The sequence below is a fragment of the Halorubrum pallidum genome (genome assembly GCF_055380345.1).
Window position 1 is genome coordinate 922,728 of sequence record NZ_AP043945.1, and the last position, 20,337, is coordinate 943,064.

Annotated in this window: 20 protein-coding genes and 2 tRNA genes; 10 read left to right on the forward strand and 12 right to left on the reverse strand. The window is 68.9% G+C overall.

The genetic code is table 11. From position 1 onward, the window contains the following. Nucleotides 1-14 precede the first annotated feature (14 nt). Together ACZ45C_RS06350 and ACZ45C_RS06355 are read right to left on the reverse strand one after the other, a co-directional pair. Nucleotides 15-1,115 (reverse strand): geranylgeranyl reductase family protein, encoded by a 1,101-nt coding sequence (locus tag ACZ45C_RS06350; RefSeq protein ID WP_460560078.1) that lies wholly within the window; start codon nt 1,113-1,115, stop codon nt 15-17. 77 nt (nt 1,116-1,192) lie between these two features. Beyond that, nucleotides 1,193-2,476: an HAD family hydrolase gene (locus ACZ45C_RS06355; RefSeq protein ID WP_460560076.1), complete on the reverse strand. Its 1,284-nt coding sequence runs from the start codon at nt 2,474-2,476 to the stop codon at nt 1,193-1,195. 262 nt (nt 2,477-2,738) lie between these two features. Between ACZ45C_RS06355 and pyrE the strand changes: the two genes are divergently transcribed. Further along, nucleotides 2,739-3,290 carry an orotate phosphoribosyltransferase gene (pyrE, locus tag ACZ45C_RS06360; protein WP_460560073.1) on the forward strand — a complete coding sequence of 184 codons (552 nt, stop codon included), beginning with the start codon at nt 2,739-2,741 and terminating at the stop codon, nt 3,288-3,290. Between the two features lie 89 nt (nt 3,291-3,379). Beyond that, nucleotides 3,380-3,464: transfer RNA gene (locus ACZ45C_RS06365), tRNA-Ser, on the forward strand. A 211-nt stretch (nt 3,465-3,675) separates the two neighbouring features. On the opposite strand, the gene ACZ45C_RS06370 is transcribed toward ACZ45C_RS06365, so the two are convergent. From ACZ45C_RS06370 to ACZ45C_RS06385, 4 genes are all read right to left on the reverse strand, one after another. After that, nucleotides 3,676-3,987, reverse strand: coding sequence for a hypothetical protein (locus ACZ45C_RS06370; protein WP_460560071.1), 312 nt, complete (start codon nt 3,985-3,987; stop codon nt 3,676-3,678). Between the two features lie 143 nt (nt 3,988-4,130). Then, complete coding sequence (locus ACZ45C_RS06375) at nt 4,131-5,705, reverse strand: alpha-isopropylmalate synthase regulatory domain-containing protein (RefSeq protein ID WP_460560673.1); 1,575 nt, start codon at nt 5,703-5,705, stop codon at nt 4,131-4,133. A gap of 260 nt (nt 5,706-5,965) precedes the next feature. After that, a complete protein-coding gene (locus ACZ45C_RS06380) occupies nt 5,966-6,646 on the reverse strand; it encodes a hypothetical protein (protein ID WP_460560069.1) in 681 nt (226 codons plus the stop codon). A gap of 107 nt (nt 6,647-6,753) precedes the next feature. After that, the gene (locus tag ACZ45C_RS06385) at nt 6,754-8,037 is read right to left on the reverse strand and encodes a DUF7115 domain-containing protein (RefSeq protein ID WP_460560067.1); all 1,284 of its coding nucleotides are present in this window, start codon (nt 8,035-8,037) and stop codon (nt 6,754-6,756) included. A gap of 171 nt (nt 8,038-8,208) precedes the next feature. On the opposite strand from ACZ45C_RS06385, the gene ACZ45C_RS06390 reads away from it, so the two are divergent. Continuing rightward, nucleotides 8,209-8,362, forward strand: a tRNA-Met gene (locus ACZ45C_RS06390). Nucleotides 8,363-8,389: 27 nt separating this feature from the next. On the opposite strand, the gene ACZ45C_RS06395 is transcribed toward ACZ45C_RS06390, so the two are convergent. Further along, nucleotides 8,390-8,659, reverse strand: a complete 270-nt coding sequence (locus tag ACZ45C_RS06395) for a hypothetical protein (protein WP_460560065.1) — start codon at nt 8,657-8,659, stop codon at nt 8,390-8,392. Between the two features lie 134 nt (nt 8,660-8,793). Between ACZ45C_RS06395 and ACZ45C_RS06400 the strand changes: the two genes are divergently transcribed. From ACZ45C_RS06400 to ACZ45C_RS06415, 4 genes are all read left to right on the forward strand, one after another. After that, entirely contained in the window at nt 8,794-9,288 is a 495-nt protein-coding gene (locus ACZ45C_RS06400; protein WP_460560063.1) for a CBS domain-containing protein, read from the forward strand. A gap of 126 nt (nt 9,289-9,414) precedes the next feature. Then, on the forward strand, nt 9,415-11,187 hold the full coding sequence (locus ACZ45C_RS06405) for a glutamate--tRNA ligase (protein ID WP_460560061.1): 1,773 nt from the start codon (nt 9,415-9,417) through the stop codon (nt 11,185-11,187). Between the two features lie 102 nt (nt 11,188-11,289). Further along, the gene (locus tag ACZ45C_RS06410) at nt 11,290-11,619 is read left to right on the forward strand and encodes a 4Fe-4S dicluster domain-containing protein (protein ID WP_460560059.1); all 330 of its coding nucleotides are present in this window, start codon (nt 11,290-11,292) and stop codon (nt 11,617-11,619) included. A 24-nt stretch (nt 11,620-11,643) separates the two neighbouring features. Continuing rightward, complete coding sequence (locus ACZ45C_RS06415) at nt 11,644-12,576, forward strand: ATP-grasp domain-containing protein (protein ID WP_460560057.1); 933 nt, start codon at nt 11,644-11,646, stop codon at nt 12,574-12,576. A 24-nt stretch (nt 12,577-12,600) separates the two neighbouring features. Here ACZ45C_RS06415 and ACZ45C_RS06420 read toward each other — a convergent pair whose 3' ends face one another. Next, on the reverse strand, nt 12,601-12,990 hold the full coding sequence (locus ACZ45C_RS06420; RefSeq protein ID WP_460560055.1) for an Hsp20/alpha crystallin family protein: 390 nt from the start codon (nt 12,988-12,990) through the stop codon (nt 12,601-12,603). A 528-nt stretch (nt 12,991-13,518) separates the two neighbouring features. Here ACZ45C_RS06420 and gap point away from each other — a divergent pair. Beyond that, entirely contained in the window at nt 13,519-14,571 is a 1,053-nt protein-coding gene (gap, locus tag ACZ45C_RS06425; protein ID WP_460560053.1) for a type I glyceraldehyde-3-phosphate dehydrogenase, read from the forward strand. Nucleotides 14,572-14,653: 82 nt separating this feature from the next. Next, nucleotides 14,654-15,877: a phosphoglycerate kinase gene (locus ACZ45C_RS06430; RefSeq protein ID WP_460560051.1), complete on the forward strand. Its 1,224-nt coding sequence runs from the start codon at nt 14,654-14,656 to the stop codon at nt 15,875-15,877. 108 nt (nt 15,878-15,985) lie between these two features. On the opposite strand, the gene aceA is transcribed toward ACZ45C_RS06430, so the two are convergent. Together aceA and ACZ45C_RS06440 are read right to left on the reverse strand one after the other, a co-directional pair. After that, nucleotides 15,986-17,077 (reverse strand): isocitrate lyase, encoded by a 1,092-nt coding sequence (gene aceA / locus ACZ45C_RS06435; RefSeq protein ID WP_460560049.1) that lies wholly within the window; start codon nt 17,075-17,077, stop codon nt 15,986-15,988. A 142-nt stretch (nt 17,078-17,219) separates the two neighbouring features. Continuing rightward, on the reverse strand, nt 17,220-17,570 hold the full coding sequence (locus ACZ45C_RS06440) for a hypothetical protein (RefSeq protein ID WP_460560047.1): 351 nt from the start codon (nt 17,568-17,570) through the stop codon (nt 17,220-17,222). A gap of 239 nt (nt 17,571-17,809) precedes the next feature. Here ACZ45C_RS06440 and thiL point away from each other — a divergent pair, with 239 nt between their 5' ends. Continuing rightward, nucleotides 17,810-18,739 carry a thiamine-phosphate kinase gene (gene thiL / locus ACZ45C_RS06445; RefSeq protein ID WP_460560045.1) on the forward strand — a complete coding sequence of 310 codons (930 nt, stop codon included), beginning with the start codon at nt 17,810-17,812 and terminating at the stop codon, nt 18,737-18,739. A gap of 105 nt (nt 18,740-18,844) precedes the next feature. Here the strand turns inward: thiL and ACZ45C_RS06450 are convergent, their stop codons facing one another. Next, nucleotides 18,845-19,396, reverse strand: a complete 552-nt coding sequence (locus ACZ45C_RS06450) for an HIT family protein (protein WP_460560043.1) — start codon at nt 19,394-19,396, stop codon at nt 18,845-18,847. After that, the gene (gene map / locus ACZ45C_RS06455; RefSeq protein ID WP_460560041.1) at nt 19,396-20,301 is read right to left on the reverse strand and encodes a type II methionyl aminopeptidase; all 906 of its coding nucleotides are present in this window, start codon (nt 20,299-20,301) and stop codon (nt 19,396-19,398) included. Before map ends, ACZ45C_RS06450 begins: the two co-directional genes overlap by 1 nt. Nucleotides 20,302-20,337: the final 36 nt, after the last annotated feature.

The window sequence follows — 20,337 nt, forward strand, 5'->3', positions numbered from 1 at the left end:
TCCAAGGGAACTGCTCACTCCGGGGGATCACTGCGGGAGAACAGCGTCCGGAGGTGCGCCGGCGAGAAGACGGAGGACGGCCGATCCATGTGCACGCCGATCTCGCCCGACAGCGCCCACAGTCCGGCTCGCTGGATCGGCTCCGGGAGCGAGTAGCAGGAACGGATCGTGCTGCCGAGACGGATCTCCGTGCCCAGCGCGTCGCGCCATCCCGCCTCGTAGTCGGCGAGCGTGTCGGGATCCGTCGGGTCGATCGCCTCCGCGGCCACGTCGGCGGCGGTCATCCCGTAGAGGATCCCGCCGCCGGTGAAGGGCTTCGTCTGCGCGGCGGCGTCGCCGATCAGGAACGCGCGGTCCGCGGTGACGCGCTCGGGGGGACCGATCGGGATCGCTCCCGAACAGAACCGGTCCGTCCTCACGCCGTAGGCGTCGGTGAGGTCGTCGAACCGCGTAGACACGTCCTCGCCGGGCGGTGCTGCGAGCCCGTACTCCACGCCGGCGTCGCCGCGGGGGATCCGCCACGCGAAGAACGTCGGCGCGGTGAGGTGGACGTCCACGAGGTCCCCGTCGTCCGGCTCGTCGTCGAACGCGAGCACTCCGTGGAGCAACTCGTCCGGCTCGGGGAGACCGAGCGACCGGCGGACCCGCGAGGTGGGACCGTCGCACCCGGCGATCATTCGCGCCTCGAAGCGCTCGGTACCGCCGTCGGCGACGCTCGCCTCGACGGCGACGCGGTCCGCACGCTCCTCGACCGAGACGACGGCGTGACCCTCGCGCACGTCGGCACCCGCGCCGCGGGCCGCGTCCGCGAGCGTCCGGTCTAACCCGACTCTGTCGATCACATTCGAGACAGGGTCGCGCTTGTAGAACGGGTACGCGTCCGAGCCCGGTCCGCCGACGTGAAATCGCGCGCCGTACACGCGGTTCTGGAGGAGTCGCTCGCGGGCGTCGTCGGGGACGAACGCCCAGATGTCGTCGGAGACGTGCCCGGAGCAGGCCAGCGGCTCGCCGACCGTCCCCTTCTCCAGGAGGAGCACGTCGCGGCCCGCCGCGGCCGCGCGGCGGGCGAACCGCGAGCCGGGCGGCCCGGCTCCGACGACGACGAAGTCGTACATGTCCGGACAGTCGTGACGGTCACACATAACTGCGACGAGGCAAGCCGCCGCACGCGGATCGCCGTCCGCGCCGCGGGCTACTCCAGCCGTGCGAACAGGTTGAGGACGTACGCCGTCCGGAGCATCGTCGCGGACTCCCCCCGATCGAACACCAGTTCGTCGCGGTCGAGCACGTGTGAAAGCACGTCGGCCGAGGCGTGCTCCGGCGCGGCCGCGATCCCGGCGTCGGCGGCGTCGACCCACTCCATCACCCGGAGGTCGGACTTACTGTCCCCCATCACGAGCGCGAAGGGGTCGGCCACGTCGAGCACGTCGAGTGCGGCCTCCACGCCGGCGACCTTGTCGAGTTCTAGCGATCCGACCTCCGCGGCATCTCCCCGGTAATACGCGACGTCGATCCGGTCGAACAGCGACGCAACGGGCTCGGGGACGGAATCCGCTCCGCCGGCCGTCGGTTCGATCCCCGACGACGCGAGTACCTCGCGGATCTCCGGGTCGGCGGCCGCGTAGTGCGCTCGCGCCCACGCGGCACCGCGTGTGGGATCGTCCGAACCGTCGGTGGGGTCGTCCCCCTCGATGTCGCCGGCGACCTGCTCGACCACCGCCGCGCCGAGCACGTCGATCAGGTGGACGAGTCCGTCGTCAATCACGGTTTCGGCGTCCTCGCTCCCCGTCTCGAAGTTCGGCTTCAGCGTGACGTTGAACTCGTTGCCCTGGAGGTGACAGCCGCGGCGGACGTTGTCGGGCGCGGCCGACAGCGCGCGGGTTCGGACCGTCTCGAACACGCTCCGGACGTCTCCACCGAGGTCCTGATACAGCAGGCGCTTCGTCTGTGACCCGTGTCCCGGCGTGAACACGCCGTTTCCGGCCTCGTAGACGATCGAGAGGTCGCCCGAATGGACCAGTTCGTTGCCGAGCCCCTGGATCATGAACCCCTTCACGTTCTCCAGCGTCTGGCCGGTACAGATGATGATCGGAACGCCGGACTCGTGTATCTCCGTCAGGATGTGTAGGGTCTCGCGGGGGATTTCGTTGTCCGTCTGCCCCGCTGATCGGAGCGTCTCGTCGACGTCTAACACGAGCGCGTTGATCGAGCGATCGTACCGCGTGTACAGGTCGAGCGCGGTGAAGGCCGTCTCGCGGTCGGCGCGCGACGCGACCTCAGCGAACGTCTCTCCGGAGGGGAACGATTCGCGAACCTGGCGTTTCAGTCGGTCGAGTTCGTCACTGACCTCTTCCCAGTGGTCGAGCGCCACGCGCGAATCTGCCGGCGGAAAGAGGTCCACGAACGACTGGTACTCTCGCAGCGTCTCCACGTCGAACTCGTCGTACAGCCGATAGAGGAGGTCGTACCGCTCCATAACGTCCCTGTGATCCGGACCGCGTAAAACGTGCCGTCTCGCGGTCAGTCCCGGAACCGACGCTGCGGGGACGACGTCACGCCGCAGATTCCGGCGACCGAGCGACGAGAGACCGGACGAGAAGGATCGAGCGACGAGAGGGATCGAGCGGTGAGAGACCGGACGGTACGGAAGGGTCGGCGGCGGAACGGCGTTCGCGGCAGTCGCGTGCCGTCGACGGCGTTCCGACCGGTTTATAATCGCCCGCGAGCGCCTCACCAGTATGATCGACGACGAGCGACGACGGGACCTCATCGCCGCACTCCGGGCGGCCGACGCCGTCAGGTTCGGTGAGTTCGAACTCTCACACGGCGGGACGAGCGATTACTACGTCGACAAGTACCGGTTCGAGACGGACCCGGCGGCGCTGGCGCTCGTCAGCGAGGCATTCGCCGACGAACTCAGCGAGACGGACGCCAAACTCGCCGGCGTCGCGCTCGGCGCGGTGCCGCTCGTCGCCGTGACCGCCGCCGAACTGGGCCGACCGTACGTCATCGCTCGCAAACAGACGAAAGAGTACGGCACCGGAAACAGAATCGAGGGGAAGTTGGAGGACGGCGAGGAGGTCGTCGTGATAGAGGACATCGCGACGACCGGGCAGTCCGCCGTCGACGCCGTCGAGGCCCTGCGCGAGGCGGGGGCGACAGTGAACCGCGTGCTCGTCGTGGTGGACCGCGAGGAGGGTGCCGCGGACCTCCTCGCCGACCACGACGTGACACTGGAGTCTCTGATCACCGCGTCGGCGCTGTTGGCGGAGCGGGACACAGAAGAGTAGTCACGGGCGAGAGAAGGGCGCGAACCGCTCGTCCCGTCGCCGTCTACGATCGAAACGCATAACAGCGGAACCGGCCAACCGGGAAACGAGCCGAGGTAGCCTAGCCTGGCCAAGGCGGTAGATTCGAAATCTACTGTCCATTCGGACACCGGAGTTCAAATCTCCGCCTCGGCGCTTCTGCCGGTTTCTGACCGACGAGTCGCTTCTCTCGTCGCGGTCATTCGTGACGACTCGCCCGCGGTCGCTTGGCGATCGAAGGAAACTGACCGCGTGCGCATCGAGCCGTCCCGAGGGAAAGAACACACCGCTCGTCGAGACGTGGACCGCGAGGCCGCGCTGAAGTCCGTAGAGGGGTTCCGCGGCGACATCGTGGAGTTGGAGTAGACTACGGCTCGCCGCCGAGCGACTCCTGTTCCGGGGTCGGGTCGTTCCGGAGCCGACGGCGGCGCTTGTCGTAGGCGGCTTCGAGTTTCGCGTTCGTCGCCCGCGAGACGAGGTAACAGTCGGCTTCGCCGGAATCGTGCGGATGGGCGCTCGCGACCCAGACGTGGCCGTCGCCCGTCGAGAGGTCGTCGGCCCACCGCTCGGCGGCGGCACGGCTCCCGAAGGTGTGGCAGGTCCCGTCCTCGAAGACCAGCCGTCCCACCTTCGCGTTGCGCTTTCGAGCGGACGGCTTGACCGCGACGACGACGCTCACGGGTGAACGTGGGGCGTCATCGATTAAAATCCCCGTCAGACGATCGCCGCTCGGGCGCTGGTCCAACCCGTGGAGCCGAATCCGATCGGAATCTCACTCAAGAGTACCCCGTCCGGTGAGCGTACCGCGTCGATATCGCGCGCTCAGTCGTCGGCGACGGCGCTCGACTCCACTCCCGTGGCGTCGGCCTCGGCGGCCAAGAGGCGGTCGAGTCCGTCGACCATCGCGACGACACTGGCGCGGGTGATGTCCGCGTCCGTCGCGGAGACGCTCACCGACCGGTCCCCGCGAGAGAGGTCGACCTCGACGGTGACGACCGCGTCGGTGCCGCCCGTAATGGCGTCGACGTGGTAGGAGTCGAGGTCGAAGGAGACGCCGGCCGACCCGTCGGCGTCCGCGGCGTCGCCGGCCGCCTCGCCGCCCGCGAGCGCGGCCCGGACCGCTTCGAGCCCCGCGTCGACCGGTCCGGCACCGGTGCCGGAGGCGACGCGCTCGTCGTCACCGACGCGGAGTCGGACCGACGCCGTCGGGAGGTTGCCGCCGGAGGTCGCGGACAGGTCGACGAGTTCGACGTGGCGGTCGCGCTCGCGGCCCTGCACGTCCTCCGTGATCGCGAGCAGGTCGGCGTCGGTGACGCGCTTGCCGCGGTCGCCGAGATCTTTCACGCGGCTCACGACGTCGTCCAGTTCGTCGTCGTCGACGGCCACGTCCTGCTCCGCGAGCGCGGCCTTGACGCCCGCGCGTCCGGCGTGTTTTCCGAGCACGAGCCGGCGCTCTCGACCGACCGTCTCCGGCGGGTACGGCTCGTACATCGTCCCGTCTTTGAGGGTGCCGTCGGTGTGGATACCGGACTCGTGCGCGAAGGCGTTGGTCCCGCAGACCGCCTTGTTCGGCGGAAGCGCGACGCCGGTCGCCTCGCTGACGGTCCGACAGAGCCGGTAGAGCCGCGGCAGTTCGACGGTGTCGACGCCGTACGAGCGGTCGAGCGCGATCGCGACCTCTTCGAGGGCGACGTTGCCGGCGCGCTCGCCGACGCCCATCACCGTGCCGTGAACGGTGTCGGCACCGGCTCGCAGTCCGGCGTGGACGTTCGTCATCCCGAACCCGAGGTCGTCGTGGGTGTGAAGGCTCGTCGGACCGAGTTCGGCGAGTCGGGAGACGACCTCGGCGGTACGTTCGGGGTCCGCCGCGCCGACGGTGTCGCAGTAGCAGATCCGGTCCGCACCGGCGTCGAGACCCGCGCCAAGCAGGCGCGCGAGGTAGTCGAGGTCGGCCCGCGAGCCGTCCTCGCCGAGCACCTCCACCCAGAGGCCGTGGTCTTTCGCGTACTCGACGAGTTCGACCGTCGTCTCGACGACCTCGTCGCGGCTCGATCCGACCTTGGTCTCGACGTGTTTGTCGGAGGCGGGCACGACGAGGTTGACCCCATCGACGCCGCAGTCGAGCGCGCGGTCGACGTCGGACTGAACCCCGCGAGCGAAGCTCGTCACCGTCGCCGAGAGCCCCTCGGCGGCCACCCGACGGATGGCCTCGCGTTCCCCCTCAGAGGTACACGCCGAGCCCGCCTCGACGAGGTGGACGCCCGCCGCGTCGAGTTCGCGCGCGATATCGACTTTCTCCTCGGGAGAAAGCGAGACGCCGGGCATCTGCTCGCCGTCGCGCAGGGTCGTGTCTAAGAGCTGTACCTCGTCGAGGGTAGTGAGTGGTGTCTGAGTCAAAAGCGGATCCGTAACTGTGTCTGCTGTCTCGGGGGCGGTGCCGCCGCGGGGCGGGCGTGCCCCGGAGTCGTTATCGTCGGAGAATTTCGCGGCCAGCCGCCGCGAGGCGACTTCCTCTATCCTCCGAACGATCACGATCGTCTCGTGTCATTCGTGTGCGTGCCGATGCGTCACACACAGATAAATGGTCGGATTCCGACGACCGCGACGAGACCCGATCGAGTCCCGACGAGAGCGATGGGCGTCGGCGAGCGCACAGGTCACCCCAGAAGCGACCGGAACGACCGTCGACCGACGCCGCACCGTTCCCGGTAGTCACACGCGGAACAGCGGTCGTCGTCGACGCGAGGCGGCGGACCGTCGATCGCGCGTGCGGCCCGCAGCGCCCGTCGATAGGCGGCCCGCTTCCGGCGCGTGAGCCGGACGGACCGAACGACGCCGACGCTCGGGTACTCGACGAGCGCGCGCGGCACCTCCCGCTCGTGTTCCCACGAGAGCGCCTTCGCGGCCGCGACGGCCCGCACCGCCTGCGGCTCCCAGACGCCGTTCTCCGGCGGCTCTCCGGGTGAGACGATCACCGGAGTCGGCGGGGCGTCGGCGGACGCATCGTCTGCCGCCACGCCGCCCGAGAGCACCTTGTGGACCGTTCCGTGACAGTCCTTCCCGGCGCAGAACGTCCGCGTCCGATCGGGGTCTGAGAGCCGGTCGTAGTCGTCGCGGTCGCGGAGTCGAGCGAGGTTGCGGCGGTAGGCCGCGGGCGACCGACGGATCGGGAGCCGGCGGAGGATCGCGTCCGGCGCGTCGACGAGAGTCGGGTACCGAAAGGCGAGGTCGATCCGGGCGCGCGCCGCCGGCGGTGCCTGACGGTCGTCCGCGCGCCGCACGTAGTAGAGTTGTCGCGGACAGTAGGCCGCGCGGGCCACGTCGCTGAACGGTATCACGGCGGGGATGAGTCGGGTTCGGTGATAAGGTGAGGGCCAGTTGCGGACCGACCGAACGCGGTGGTGTTCCGAGCCAGCGAGGCGAAGACGCGACGATATCCGACCGCTCAGCGCCCGCGACGGAGTTCTTCGATCAGCTGTTCGATGAGCGCGGACTGCCGTTCGAGCCGCTCGGACTGCGCCTCGACCTCGCGACGGAGCGCGGCGACCTCCGTCGCGAGGTCCTCGCCTTCGACGCCGGCGCTCTCGAACGGCGACCCGTCGAACGCGTCGGCGTCGATCGACCCGGCGTCGTCGGCCGCGTCGGGGACGGGATCGTCGAGCACGTCGGTCTCGGACGGGGCGTCCGTCGACGGAGCGCCCGACGAACCCGTCGTCGCGTCGCCCGCGCTCGGTGTGTCGTCGGCCGGGCCGTCCGCGGGCGAGTTTCCGCCCGCAGTCGACCGGCCGGCCGCGGTCGACGCCGGATCTGTCGCCGAGTCGGCCGTCCGGGTGTCACTCGCTTCGGCCGTTCGCGTGTCCGCCGTTTCCGTCACCTGATCGCTTCCCGCGTCGCTCGCCGTCTCGGCAGGCGAACCCGAGTCGGCCTCGCCGATACCGCGTACCGTTTCGTCGCGGGCGTCGGCCCCGGGTGCGGCGTCGGACTCGGCCTCCGCGTCCGCGACGGGCGACGCCGACAGGGGATCGGGACCCTCTCCGAAGTCGGTAGTGCTCGCGGTCCTGTCCGATCCGTCCGCGGCGTCGTCCGCGTCCGCGGCGACGGTCGCGCGGAACTCGCCGAGGCTGTCGACGCCGTAGAACGAGCAGACCGCGTCGACGAGGGTCTCGCGGACCGCGCGTGCGGACTCGTTGGGGGCCTTGAACCGCTCGGAGCGGCTGTCGAGCGCGAGCACCACGGCGGTCGCGACCGTCCCCTCCTCGAAGTCGAGGTCGGTGAGGTCGGCGTAGGGGAACTCCTCGAATTCCTCGTCCCATACCACCGATCCGATGTGTTTGACGAGCCGGTCGCTGGTGACGACGAGCGTCAGCTCCGAGAACCGGAACGTCCGGACGACCGACTCGCCGGGGTCCGTGACGCCCGTCGCGGAGAGGATGCCGGCGAGGATCGGGTGGAGCACGTCGTCGACGCGCTTCGCCGGCACCGATATCGTCTCGTCGCCGTCGAGGCCGTAGCTGAGCGTGAGTTTCGCCTTGCGGCGGCCCGCAGAGACGGCGATTCGCTCGACGTCGTGGGAGTACTCCGCGACCGACTCGTCCGACAGCAGCCCGTCGCTGCGATACACGAGCGTCCGCGTCGGCGTGACCGCGAGCCGGTCGTCTCCCCCGAGCGAGACCTCGGCGACGACGCTCTCGTCGCCGACGGACTCGGCGAGCAGGTCGGGAAGGCTCATATCGCGGATATCCGCCCCGCCCGGCATAAATCCGCGGGGTCCGCGGCGGACCGCCGCTCCCGATCGGCCACGTCGCGTCGGATTTCGCGGGTGGGCTCGACTCTGTCACCGACTCGCACGCGTCGAGCGGATGGGAAGGTTAAAGAGTATCATGGCGGTACGGAGACGTGAGGCCGGGTGGCTTAGCTGGACATAGCGCCGCACTCATAGGGTTCAGAGATTCGGTGCGGTGACGCCTTGGAAGCGTCCGCGTCCTTCCCGTGGCTCCGCCGAGCCTCGGACCTGGGACATGCGGAGATCGTGGGTTCGGAGCCCACCCCGGCCATTCTGTTTCGCGCGACCACGTCACTTCTCAGCGGAGCCGTCCGGCCGATATCACCCTCACCAACACCGGAAAGACGACGAAGAACACGAGGACGCCGCCGAAGGTCCGGAGGAGCACGAGGAGTACGTCTCGCCCCCCGAGTTCGGCGAGTCGGTCACCGGAGACGAGGATCACGACCGTCACCGAGAGGAACGTGAGCGTCCAGAGGACCGCTCCGAGCGCCTTGACGCGGCCGTCGCGGAGGCCGGCGGACGAGCTGTCGATCGGCTCGTCGTCATCCAGCGGCGGGCCGGTCATAGCAACGAGTTGAAGCTCGATTGATAAATATCGATCCGTTTGGTACCTCATGGCGTGCCCGAAGGCCCCGTGCCGCGACGGCTCACCGCCGGGCGGCCGAAACGCCTACCACGCCGCGACGAGACGGCGACGGTATGCACGCGCGTGACCTGATGGTGACCGACGTGAAGACCGTCGCTCCGGACGACGACGTGGCGGACGCGTTCAAGCGGTTCGCCCGCTACCCCTTCAGCGGGTTCCCGGTCGTCGACGACGAGGGACGCGTCGTCGGCGTCGTCACCGAGTCCGACCTCGTCGACCTGTTCGAACCGGACGACGAGACGCTCTGGATCCCGATCGGGCTCCCGCCCTTCGTCGACACCCTCACGTACCAGATAAAACCGCCGTGGGGCGATCTCGATTTAGGCGTCGACATGGTTCGCAACGCCGACCGCCCCATCTCCGACGTGATGAGCACGGACGTGGTGACGGTCACGCCGGAGACGGACGTCGACGAGGTGCTCGACCTGCTCGCGGGCGACGACCCGGACATCAATCGCGTTCCCGTGGTCGACACGGACGGAACGCTCGTCGGCATCATCGCCCGGCAGGACATCGTCCGAGCGTTCCGGGACCGACGGCTGGACTGAGATGGACGGAGTCGACTCGAACGGGACCAGACTGACCCAAGCCGACCCGACCGCCGTCTGCGGAGGCGGTTCGGCCGGTACCGCGGTTCCGCGGCGTTTTTTTAGCCGCCCCGGATAGCGGAGGACATGGACGACGAACTCCGCGAGCGCGTCGAGGCGGCGGGCGAGACCGCCGCGCTGTACAACGCGCTCAAACACGACAGCGACCCGGACGTGGGCGCGATCATGGGGCCGCTCATGGGTGAGAACCCCGAGTTCCGCCCGCACGGCGACGAGATACCCGGCGTCGTCGCCCCCGTCGTGAACCGCGTCGCCGCGATGGACGACGCGGAGAGACGCGAACGGCTCGCGGAACTCGCTCCCGACCGCCTCGCCGAACTGGAGGCCGACGACGAGACGGACGAGCGCGTCCTCCCCGACCTGCCGAACGCCGAGGAGGGAGAGGTCGTGATGCGTGCGGCCCCGAACCCGAACGGCCCGTGGCACGTGGGCCACGCGCGGATGCCCGCCGTCATCGGGACGTACAAGCGGCGGTACGACGGCGAGTTCATCTGCCGGTTCGACGACACTGACCCCGAGACCAAGCGCCCGGACCTGGAGGCGTACGACGCCATCCTCGACGACATCGCGTACCTCGGCTTCGAGGTCGACCGGGTTCTGAAGGCCTCCGACCGACTGGAGACGTACTACGACCACGCCCGCGAGTTGATCGACGCCGGCGGGGCCTACACCTGCTCGTGTTCCGGGGAGGAGTTCTCCGAGCTGAAGAACGCGGGCGAGGCGTGCCCGCACCGCGAGAAGGACGCTGAGACGGTCCACGAGGAGTTCGACGCGATGGTCGCGGGCGAGTACGGCTCCGGCGAGATGGTGCTCCGCGTTCGGACCGACATCGGACACAAGAATCCCGCGCTGCGCGACTGGGTCGCGTTCCGGATGATCGACACGCCGCACCCGCGCGAGGAGGCCAGTGGATACCGGTGCTGGCCCATGCTCGACTTCCAGTCCGGCGTCGACGACCACCTCACCGGCGTCACCCACATCATCCGCGGCATCGACCTCCAAGACTCCGCGAAACGCCAGCGGTTCGTCTACGACTACTTCGACTGGGAGTACCCCGAGGTGCTCCACTGGGGCCACGTCCAGATCGACGAGTACGACGTGAAACTCTCCACGTCGACGATCAAGGGACTGATCGAGGCCGGCGATCTGACTGGGTGGGACGACCCGCGCGCGCCGACGATCCGGTCGGTCCGTCGCCGCGGGATCCGCGGCGAGGCCATCGTCGAGTCGATGGTCGAACTCGGAATGTCCACCTCCGACGTCGACCTCGCGATGTCGTCCGTCTACGCGAACAACCGCGACATCGTCGACGACGCGGCCGATCGCTACTTCTTCGTGCGCGACCGCGCGGACGACCCCGCGGTCGAACTCGACGTGGTCGACGGCGACGCCCCCGCGCCCGACGCGGGTCACCCGCCGCTCCACCCCGACCACCCGGACCGCGGCGACCGCGAGGTGCCGGCCGGGCGGGTCGTCGTCGAGTCCTCGGACCTGCCTCCCGAAGGCGAACGCGTCTGGCTCAAGGGGTACGGCCCCGTCCGGTACGCGGGCGACGAGTTCGTCTTCCTCGACGCCGGCATCGACGTGGTCCGCGACGGCGACGTGGATGTGATCCACTGGACTCCGGCCGCGGAGAGCCACGAGACGCTCCTCCGGACGGTCGAGGGCGACGTGCGCGGCTACGCGGAGCCCGCGGTGGCCGACGCCGCCGTCGACGACGTAGTCCAGTTCGAGCGCGTCGGCTTCGCCCGGATCGACTCGTTCGACCCGGACGCGACCGACGAGACCGACGGCCCCGACGGCTCCGAGGACCTGCTCGCGTACTACGCGCACCCGTAGGCACTCACCGGCGACGATCTCGCCCGTCGGCGCCGACACCGAGACCCCCGCTCCGCCCCGCGTCGCGGAGTTTAAACCCCCGAGCGGCGAATCACGTCCAAGATGGCCATCGATTCGAACTTCGAACAGAACCGCGAGCAGGTCGGCGAGGAGGACGGCGTCGCCGTGTGGGGGCCGGTCGACCCGCCGGAGAAGCAGGGAATCCGCGGAACCCACGTCGCGGTCGACTTCGACATCTGTCTCGCGGACGGCGCGTGTCTTGAGGACTGTCCCGTCGACGTGTTCGAGTGGGTCGACACTCCGGGCCACCCCGAGTCCGAGCAGAAGGCGAACCCCGCAGACGAGGACCAGTGTATCGACTGCATGCTCTGTGTCGACGTCTGTCCGGTCGACGCGATCGACGTCGACCCGGGCCGCGAGAACCGACTTTAAGTTCGAACAGGCCGCAGTCGGCGTATGCTCCGGCTCGCCATGACGACCGCCGCCGAGACGTTCGAGCGCGTGCGCGAGCCGCTTGCAGACCGCGGGATCGCGGTCGAGCACGTGCAGGCGAAAGAGCGCGCCTTATCCGTGTCGGCGGGCGGTGCGCGCGACGGTCGTCCGGCGAGCGGTGACGACGTCCACGGCGGGGACGCCCGCGACGAGTTCGACGACTTCGACGCCGGCCTCGTCTATCCCTCCCGACTCATGGAGGGCTCGGTCGTCGATCGGCGGCTGGGCGTCCCGTGGGTGAACGGCCGCGAAGCGGTGGTTAACTCCCGGAACAAGGCCGGCGTGCTCGCGGCGCTCGACGACGCGGGACTCCCGACCCCGCGGACGACGCTGGTGTCGAATCCGGTCGACGAGTCGGTCGTCGAGGCCGCGGCCGCGCCGTTCTCGTATCCCGTCGTGGTCAAGCCGAACTCGGCCACCCGCGGCGTCGGCGTCGCGGTCGTCGACGACCTCGATTCCCTGCTCGGCGTCGTCGATTACCTGAACCTCGTGCACGACTACCGAGCGACCGGTGACAAGTCGTACCTCCTCCAGGAGTTCCTTCCGAACGCCAGCGACTACCGAGCGATGGTCGTCGACGGGGCGTACGTCGGCGGCGTTCGACGCACGCTCTCGCCCGACGCGGTCGAGTCGGGCCGGTGGAAGCACAACGTCCACCGCGGAGCAGAGGCGGTCGGCGTCGACCTCGGCGACGAGGCCCGCGACCTCGCCGAGCGCGCGGCGTCGACCCTCGACATCGACTACCTCGGCGTCGACCTGCTGGAAGCGGACGGCCGACTCGTCGTCAACGAGACGAACGCGCGCCCGACCGTCGACGCGGCGGAGAAGTACGAGCCGGGCTTCTACGATCGGCTCGCGGCGGTGATCCGGCGGACGGCGGACGAGCGCGAAAACTGAACTCGGTTGCGGAGCGGCGACCGGCTACGAAAGGTCGATCGACGCGGAGTCGTCGTCACGGTCGAACTCGACCTCCAGAATCCCGTTGTTGAACGTCGCCTCCGCGGAGTGTTCGTCGACCGGAGCCGGGAGATCGACCGTCTCGTCGTACTCCCGTCTGTCCGAGACCGCGGAGATCGTGAGGGCCTCGCCGTCACACTGCAGCGAGATCTCCTCCTTCGAGACAGCCGGGAGGTCGGCGATGAGGCGGACGCCGTCGTCGGTCGTGTACGCGTCCACGTGCGTCTCGGAGCCGAATCCGGCGTCCTCAGCACCGGGTCCCGCGCTGGCGCTGGCGTTGGCCATCTCGTTCATCATCCGTTCGATCTCCTCGAAGAAGTCGCCGAAGGGATCTTCACGGTCGTCTCTGTCCATACCGCACGTGAAGCGGGTAACCCCGATAAGCCTTCTGTCGGTCGCCGTATTGACCGGATATCGGCGGCGACACCCCGGCGGTCGCCGCGCTCCGTTCCGTCCCAGCAGCCGTAACAAATCCGAACGTCTGTGACGGATACAGCCCGAGTAACCGACCCCACCCTACTTCGCTCGACCTTGCGGCCTCGCTCGTTGAGGGTGGGGCTTTGATGTGGTTTTCGCCCTCGGTTGGCGCGACGGGGCGTCTTGTGCGCCCCGCCTACCGGACGCCCTTCGGGGTCGACAAACCCACCATTCAGGGCCGGGGTACTGCGGCCCGTACTGCGCGCCACTTGTGGACGCACAGCACTAACTGGCAATGAGATTATGGTGTAACATAGTGGTTGCGAAAGCTCGTATCGGCTTCCTCTCCGGCCTACTCGCGTCGCGCTTCCGACTGAGCGTCGGAACCCCTCGCGCTCCGGCCGGAGGCTCCACCTCGAAAACGCTGAGTCGGTTTTAAGTGTCTGCGCGTGTCCTATTTCGAATATGAGTAAATCATATCTCGCTGCGGGTGACGACGTGAGCGACGACGAGATTGTCCGCGTGGGGCTCAACGGATTCGGCCGGATCGGGCGGAACGTGTTCCGGGCGGTCTTGGAGAGTCCCCGGATCGAACTCGTCGGCATCAACGACGTGATGGACTTCGACGACATGGCGTACCTCGCGAAGTACGACACCGTCATGGGCCGACTCGACGGCGTCGAGCGCGACGGCGAGGCGCTGACGATCGGCGGCACGTCGGTCGACCTGTACAACGTGCAGGACCCCGCCGACCTCCCGTGGGACGACCTCGACGTCGACGTCGCCCTGGAGTGTACGGGCGTCTTCCGCACCCGCGAGGACGCGAGCGCGCACCTCGACGGCGGCGCGGACACCGTCATCATCTCCGCGCCGCCGAAGGGCGAGGAGCCGGTCAAACAGCTCGTCTACGGCGTCAATCACGACGAGTACGACGGCGACGACGTGATCTCGAACGCCTCCTGTACGACGAACTCCATCACGCCGGTCGCGAAGGTGCTCGATTCGGAGTTCGGCATCGACGCCGGCACGCTCACCACCGTCCACGCGTACACCGGCTCACAGAGCCTGATCGACGGCCCGAAGGCGAAGACCCGACGCGGCCGCGCCGCGGCGGAGAACATCGTCCCGACCTCGACCGGCGCCGCGGGTGCCGCCCAAGAGGTCCTCCCGCAGCTGGAGGGGAAGATCGACGGGATGGCGATGCGCGTCCCCGTTCCGTCCGGCTCCATCACCGAATTCGTCGTCAGCCTCGACGAGACGGTCACCGCGGAAGAGGTCAACGCCGCCTTCCGCGACGCCGCCGACTCCGGCCCGCTCGCGGGCGTGCTCGGCTACACCGACGACGAAGTCGTCTCCTCGGACATCGTCGGACTCCCCTTCTCCAGCTACGTCGACCTCCAGTCGACGAACGTCATCGCCGGCGGGAAGCTCCTGAAGATTCTGACGTGGTACGACAACGAGTACGGCTTCTCGAACCGGATGCTCGACATGGCCGCGTACGTCCACGACGAGGCGTAAGCCGCCACGGAGAGGCGTTACCCGTCACCGATCGACCGCCCGGAAACCCACCACTAAGTAGCTCACCGTCAATCGTTCACTCATGTCCACGTTCGCCACAATCGACGACCTGCCAGCCGACTCGCGCGTCCTCGTTCGACTCGATCTGAACTCACCGATCGAGGACGGACAGCCGCGGGACAACCGCCGCTTCGATCGCCACGCGGAGACCGTCCGCGAACTCGCCGACGCGGGCCACCGCGTCGTCTGTCTGGCCCACCAGGGACGTCCCGGACGCGACGATTTCACCACTCTCGCGGGCCACGCCGACATCCTCGCCGACCACGTCGACCGCCCGGTCGGATTCGTCGCAGACACCTACGGCGACGAGGCACTGGACGCGATAGACGCGCTCGACGCGGGTGAGATACTCCTCTTGGAGAACACCCGGATGTGCGACGACGAACTGCCGGAGGAGAGTCCCGAAACGAAGGCCGAAACCGAGTTCGTTCGGACGCTCGCGGGGCACGTCGACGCGTTCGTCAACGACGCCTACTCGGCGGCCCATCGCGAGCACGCCTCGCTGGTCGGGTTTCCGCTCGTCCTCCCGTCGTACGCCGGTCGCGTGATGGAGACGGAGTACGAGGCCAACACCGCAATCGCGACCCGCGAGTTCGACGGCCCCGTGACGATGGTGGTCGGCGGGACCAAGGCGACCGACGTGATAGGCGTGATGGACGCCCTGGACGACCGAGTCGACCGGTTCCTGCTGGGCGGGGTCGCAGGCGAGCTGTTCTTGCGCGCCGCGGGCCACCCGGTCGGCCACGACGTGGGCGAGACGGACCTGTTTGACGAGCAGTGGGAGCGGAACCGCGAGCTGATCGAGTCGGTGCTCGACGAGCGCGGCGACGCGATCCGCCTCGCGACCGACCTCGCGTACGAGGGGACGGACGGCGGCCGCGCCGAGGTCGCCGTCGACGAGATCGACGAGAAGCGCGAGGCCTACCTCGACGTGGGCACGGCGACGGTCGACGGCTACGAGCCGCCGATCCGCGAGTCCGACGCGGTGTTCGTCAAGGGGGCGCTCGGCGTCTTCGAGGACGAGCGATTCGCCGACGGCACCGTCGGCGTCCTCGAGGCAATCGCCGAGACCGACTGTTTCTCCGTCGTCGGCGGCGGCGACACCTCCCGGGCCATCGAGATGTACGGGCTCGACGAGGACGACTTCTCACACGTCTCGATCGCGGGCGGCGCGTACATCCGCGCGCTCACGGGCGAACCGCTCCCAGCGGTCGAGGCGTTGGAGGCGGCTGCGAACCGTCGGTGAACGGATCGGAACGCCGTCTTCGGCGCTCGCCCTCGCGGTCGTTCGAACAAAAAACGCGTGACGCGGCGAGCGAGACTTCGCGCGTATCGTCTGACCGGACGTCGCCGATCAGTCGTCGGCGCTTTCCGGCGTCGCGACCGGGTCGCTCTCGTCGTCTGTGGTGTCGGAATCCTCACCGGTCGTGATCGGATCGTTCTCGTCTTCCGTGAAGCCGGCTGACTCCTCCTGACGGGCCTTCGCTTCGGGATCGAAGCGCGCCTCGATGTCCTGATACCGCGGGACGAAGGAGAGCTCGTGGTGGCTCTCCGTCTCGTGGCCGAGGTAGCGGTCTTCCAGGTCCCACTGCGCCTGTTCGGCGTTCTCGGCGATGTTCTCCATGTCCTCGTAGACGGCGTGCGCGCCGGAGTGCAGCCCGTACAGCGTGATGAAGATGTACTGGTAGCCGAGGTCGCCGAGCTCCTCGAACGTGAGCGGGTCCTCCTGCTCGCTCCACGCGAACGACGAGGAGTAGTTGAAGGCGAGGTCCAAGTCCGGGTGGGTCTCGTGGATCTCCTCGGCGTAGCGGACCGCGTCCTCGCGGGACGGGTCGGGCATCTCCGGCCAGACGAGGTCGACGCCGGCGTCGGCGTAGATACGGCCGCGCTCGACGTGCTCGTCCCAGTCGCCGTTCGCGGAGCCGTAGGCGTCGGTGCGCGCGATGATGACCGTGTCCTCGCTCTGTTTGGCGTCGACGGCGGCCTCGAAGCGCGAGCGCGCCTGCTCGCGGGAGACGATCTGCTTGCCGGCGATGTGGCCGCAGCGCTTCGGCGAGGTTTGGTCTTCGATGTGGACGGCGGCGACGCCGGCCTTCTCGTACTCGCGGACCGCGCGGCGGACGTTGTGGACGCCGCCGTAGCCCGTGTCACAGTCGGCGACGACCGGGAGGTTCGTCGCCTCGACCATGCGCTTCGCGTTCTCGACCATCTCGGTCATGGAGACCATCTCCAGGTCGGGGAAGCCGAACTGGCCGAGGACGGTCGAGTAGCCGCTCATGTAAGCGGCGTCGACGCCCGCCATCTCGGCGAGGCGGGCGTCGAGCGCGTGGTAGATGCCGGGCGCGAACGTGTAGTCCTGTTCGGCGAACCGCTCGCGGAGCTTGCGGCCGGCCGGGTTGTCGATATCTCTGGCGTAGACGTCGTCGTCGAGTTCGCTTGGGTGCATGGATGTCACTCGCTGGCGGAGTCGTCGAATCGATCGGTCGCGCGTCGCGTGAACGTGGTCGGGTCGGGTCGCGGGCCGTCCCCGGTGCCCGTCATCGGAATCGGGCTCGCGGCGGGCCGCGAGCGTCGAGAACGAATTGCCGTCATTGCGCCCCTCCGTCGGCGCGCGGCTGGCGGGTCGGACGCAGGTCGGGGACGAGCGGCGCGTCCCGCTCGTCGTCGGCCGGCGGCGGGCTCGGACGACGAGGCGTCCCGCCGGTCGGGGCCTGTTCGATCGCGGGCCGCGTCGTCGAACGCGTTTGCGGGACGAGCGGCGCGCCGGCTTCCTCGGTCGCCGGGGTACGGCCGGGAATCTGTGGGGAGGTCGCGTCCGGCCGTCGCGTGGCGTCGGCGGTGCCGGGCGTCCGCCCGTCTCGTGTCGTCGTCGATGTCTGGTCGGTCGTCGGGCGAGTCGTCGCGTCGGTCGTGTCTGTCGTGTCGTCAGGGGTTGTCATCGGGTCGGGGTGGTTGCGGCGGGCGTCTGGGAATCGAACTGTCCGTGAGCCGGTCTGCGTCGTGTTCGCGTACGGGTACTGACATCGCGTCTGGTACGTGCTTGTGGGTAGTAATAAACATAATGATTGATAATGATAATATTCGTTAATGTGTTTTACGGCCTTAAATGAGGGTTGTCAACGAGGGGCACGGATCGGACCGATCCCTTCTAATCCGCGCCGGTCGTGGACCCGACACTGTGAACGAGCGAGACGCGCTCCGGGCGCTCGCGGTCGACCTCCCGCACGCTGGCGACGACGCCGCCGTCGTCGACGACACCGTCATCACGACGGACATGCTCCACGAGCGGACGGATTTCCCGCCGGGAACGAGCAGGTACACGGCCGGCTGGCGCGCCGTCGGTGCGTCCCTCTCGGACGTCGCCGCCATGGGCGCTGCCGCGACCGCGGCGGTCGCCGTCTACGCCGACGCCGACTTCGACGAGGCGGACCTCGACCGCTTCGTCGCCGGTGCGGTCGACGTCTGTGACGCCGTCGACGCCTCGTACGTCGGCGGCGACCTCGACACGCACGCGGAGTTCACGACCGCCTCGACCGCGATCGGCACGGTCACGGACGCCGGCCCCGTCACGCGCTCCGGGGCGGCGCCGGGCGATGCGCTCTGTGTCACCGGCGAGTGGGGCCGCTCCGCGGCGGCCCTCCGGCTGTTCGAGCGCGGGGCCGACTCCCATCCGACTGCGGCGGACGCGTCTCCCTCGCCCGTCGAACGCGCGAACGAACTGTTCCGGTTCACCCCGCGCGTGGCCGACGGGCTCGCGCTCGCATCGCACGCGACCGCGATGATGGACTCCTCGGACGGTCTCGCCCGGTCGCTCCATCAGCTCGGGGAGGCGAGCGGGGTCGGGTTCGCGCTCGACCGCGACGCCGTTCCGGTCCATCCGGCGGTCGACGAGGTGAGCGACGGTCCGACGGAACGGTTCGAGCTAGCCGCTCACTTCGGCGAGGACTTCGAACTCGTCTGTACGGTCCCCGAGCCCGAGGTGGACCGCGTCGCCTCCCGGTGTCCGGGCACGCTCGTCCGTGTCGGATCCGTGGTGGCGGCCGAAGACGGGATCACCGCCGACGGCGAGCCGCTCCCGGACCGCGGCTACACGCACGGAACGGAGTGAACGCGGGCCGGCATCGTGTGTGTACGTGTCGGCATCATGTGGGCGCGCACGTCGACATCATTGGAGCACACGTCGACATAGCGTGATCGTGGGACGGCTCTCGCGTCAATCGTCGAACGACAGCCTGACGGCCTCTCCAGCGTCGATGTCGCCGGGATCGGTCGCGTCGGCGTCGGCGGCGAAGCCCGCGTGGAGGTGCTCGTACGTCCGGTCGATCGCCTCGACGATCACCTTCGTGTCGGCGGTGACGGGCATGAAGTTCGTGTCGCCGTCCCACCGTGGTACGACGTGCGTGTGGAGGTGGTCGACCGAGCCGCCGGCCGCCGACCCGCCGAGATTCCGCCCGGTGTTGACGCCGTCCGGGTCGACGTCGCGGCGCATCGCTTCGACCGTCGCCGCCTCCAGTCTCGCGTGGTCCGCGAGCGTTGCGTCGTCGAGGTCGGTGAGGTCTTCTTCGTGCTCGCGGGGAATCACCATCGCGTGGCCGGGATTGTACGGCGCGTTGTTCAACAGCACGTAGTTTCGGTCGCTGTACGCGACGATCCGCGACTCGCGGTCGTCGTCACGCTCGGGGAGCACGCAGAACGGACAGCCGTCGATCGGGTCGTCGTCGCGCTCGACCCATTCGATCCGCCACGGCGCGTAGATCCGCTCCATCAGTCGAAGTCGTGGATGCCGGCGGTCGTCACCTCGACGCCGTCGTCGGTGACGAGAAGCGTGTGTTCGGCCTGACTGACCACGGCGTCGTCGGCCTCCTTCAGCACGGGGTATCCCTTGACCGCGTTCGCCTGCTTGAGCCGCCGGAGCGCCATCCCGACGCGGTCGCCCTCCAGCCACCGCGCGGCGAAGGGGAGGTCGTCGAACGCCTCGATCTCTTCTAAGGCCTGTCGCGCGCGGCGATCGCGCACGCTCGCTGAGCCGGTCTGCTCGAAGATCTCCTCGTCGGTTCCCTCACCGACCTTGCCGCGTCCGTCGGTCGCGAACGGTTCGATGGCGACGGCCTGCCCGGGCTCCAGTTCGGCGGAGCGGTCGACGCCCCGATTCGGGATCGTCGGCCCCGTGTGGGCGTCGTAGCGCTGGACGCCGTGTCCGGAGAGGTTCAACACGGGAGTGTAGCCGTAGCCGCGGATCACGTCCTCTATCGCCTGTCCCACGACCCCGACTTCCACGCCCGGACCGGCCTCGTCGACGGCGGCTTCGAGCGCCATCTCGGCGGCCTCGACGAGTTCCGGTGTGTCGCTGTGGTCGACCGTGACGGCGGCGTCGGCGATGTACCCGTCGACGTGGACGCCGACGTCGAGACACACCATCTCCTCGCCGAACGTCGTGTCGTCGTCGCGGCCGGGCGTCGCGTGTGACGCCTCCGGGTCGACGCTGATGTTCACCGGGAACGCGAGGCCGGCCCCCCGCTCGCGGACGAAGTCCTCCGTCCACTCGGCGACCTCGAGGTGCGTCCGCCCCGGTTCGACCATCTCGCGGGCCTCGTTCATCGCCTCGACCAACACCGCACCGGCCTCCCGGTAGCTCTCGACAGCGTCGTCGTCCAGGGATCCGTGACTCATGGGTCCCGGTTCGACGACCGCCCGCAAAGAGGTTGC

Bases quoted from the DNA above. Each gene is read 5' to 3' on its own strand.
- ACZ45C_RS06350 (WP_460560078.1), bottom strand. From the start codon at position 1,115: ATGTACGACTTCGTCGTCGTCGGAGCCGGGCCGCCCGGCTCGCGGTTC.
- ACZ45C_RS06355 (WP_460560076.1), bottom strand. From the start codon at position 2,476: ATGGAGCGGTACGACCTCCTCTATCGGCTGTACGACGAGTTCGACGTG.
- pyrE (WP_460560073.1), top strand. From the start codon at position 2,739: ATGATCGACGACGAGCGACGACGGGACCTCATCGCCGCACTCCGGGCG.
- ACZ45C_RS06385 (WP_460560067.1), bottom strand. From the start codon at position 8,037: ATGAGCCTTCCCGACCTGCTCGCCGAGTCCGTCGGCGACGAGAGCGTC.
- ACZ45C_RS06395 (WP_460560065.1), bottom strand. From the start codon at position 8,659: ATGACCGGCCCGCCGCTGGATGACGACGAGCCGATCGACAGCTCGTCC.
- ACZ45C_RS06400 (WP_460560063.1), top strand. From the start codon at position 8,794: ATGCACGCGCGTGACCTGATGGTGACCGACGTGAAGACCGTCGCTCCG.
- ACZ45C_RS06405 (WP_460560061.1), top strand. From the start codon at position 9,415: ATGGACGACGAACTCCGCGAGCGCGTCGAGGCGGCGGGCGAGACCGCC.
- ACZ45C_RS06410 (WP_460560059.1), top strand. From the start codon at position 11,290: ATGGCCATCGATTCGAACTTCGAACAGAACCGCGAGCAGGTCGGCGAG.
- ACZ45C_RS06415 (WP_460560057.1), top strand. From the start codon at position 11,644: ATGCTCCGGCTCGCCATGACGACCGCCGCCGAGACGTTCGAGCGCGTG.
- ACZ45C_RS06420 (WP_460560055.1), bottom strand. From the start codon at position 12,990: ATGGACAGAGACGACCGTGAAGATCCCTTCGGCGACTTCTTCGAGGAG.
- gap (WP_460560053.1), top strand. From the start codon at position 13,519: ATGAGTAAATCATATCTCGCTGCGGGTGACGACGTGAGCGACGACGAG.
- ACZ45C_RS06430 (WP_460560051.1), top strand. From the start codon at position 14,654: ATGTCCACGTTCGCCACAATCGACGACCTGCCAGCCGACTCGCGCGTC.
- aceA (WP_460560049.1), bottom strand. From the start codon at position 17,077: ATGCACCCAAGCGAACTCGACGACGACGTCTACGCCAGAGATATCGAC.
- ACZ45C_RS06440 (WP_460560047.1), bottom strand. From the start codon at position 17,570: ATGACAACCCCTGACGACACGACAGACACGACCGACGCGACGACTCGC.
- ACZ45C_RS06450 (WP_460560043.1), bottom strand. From the start codon at position 19,396: ATGGAGCGGATCTACGCGCCGTGGCGGATCGAATGGGTCGAGCGCGAC.
- map (WP_460560041.1), bottom strand. From the start codon at position 20,301: ATGAGTCACGGATCCCTGGACGACGACGCTGTCGAGAGCTACCGGGAG.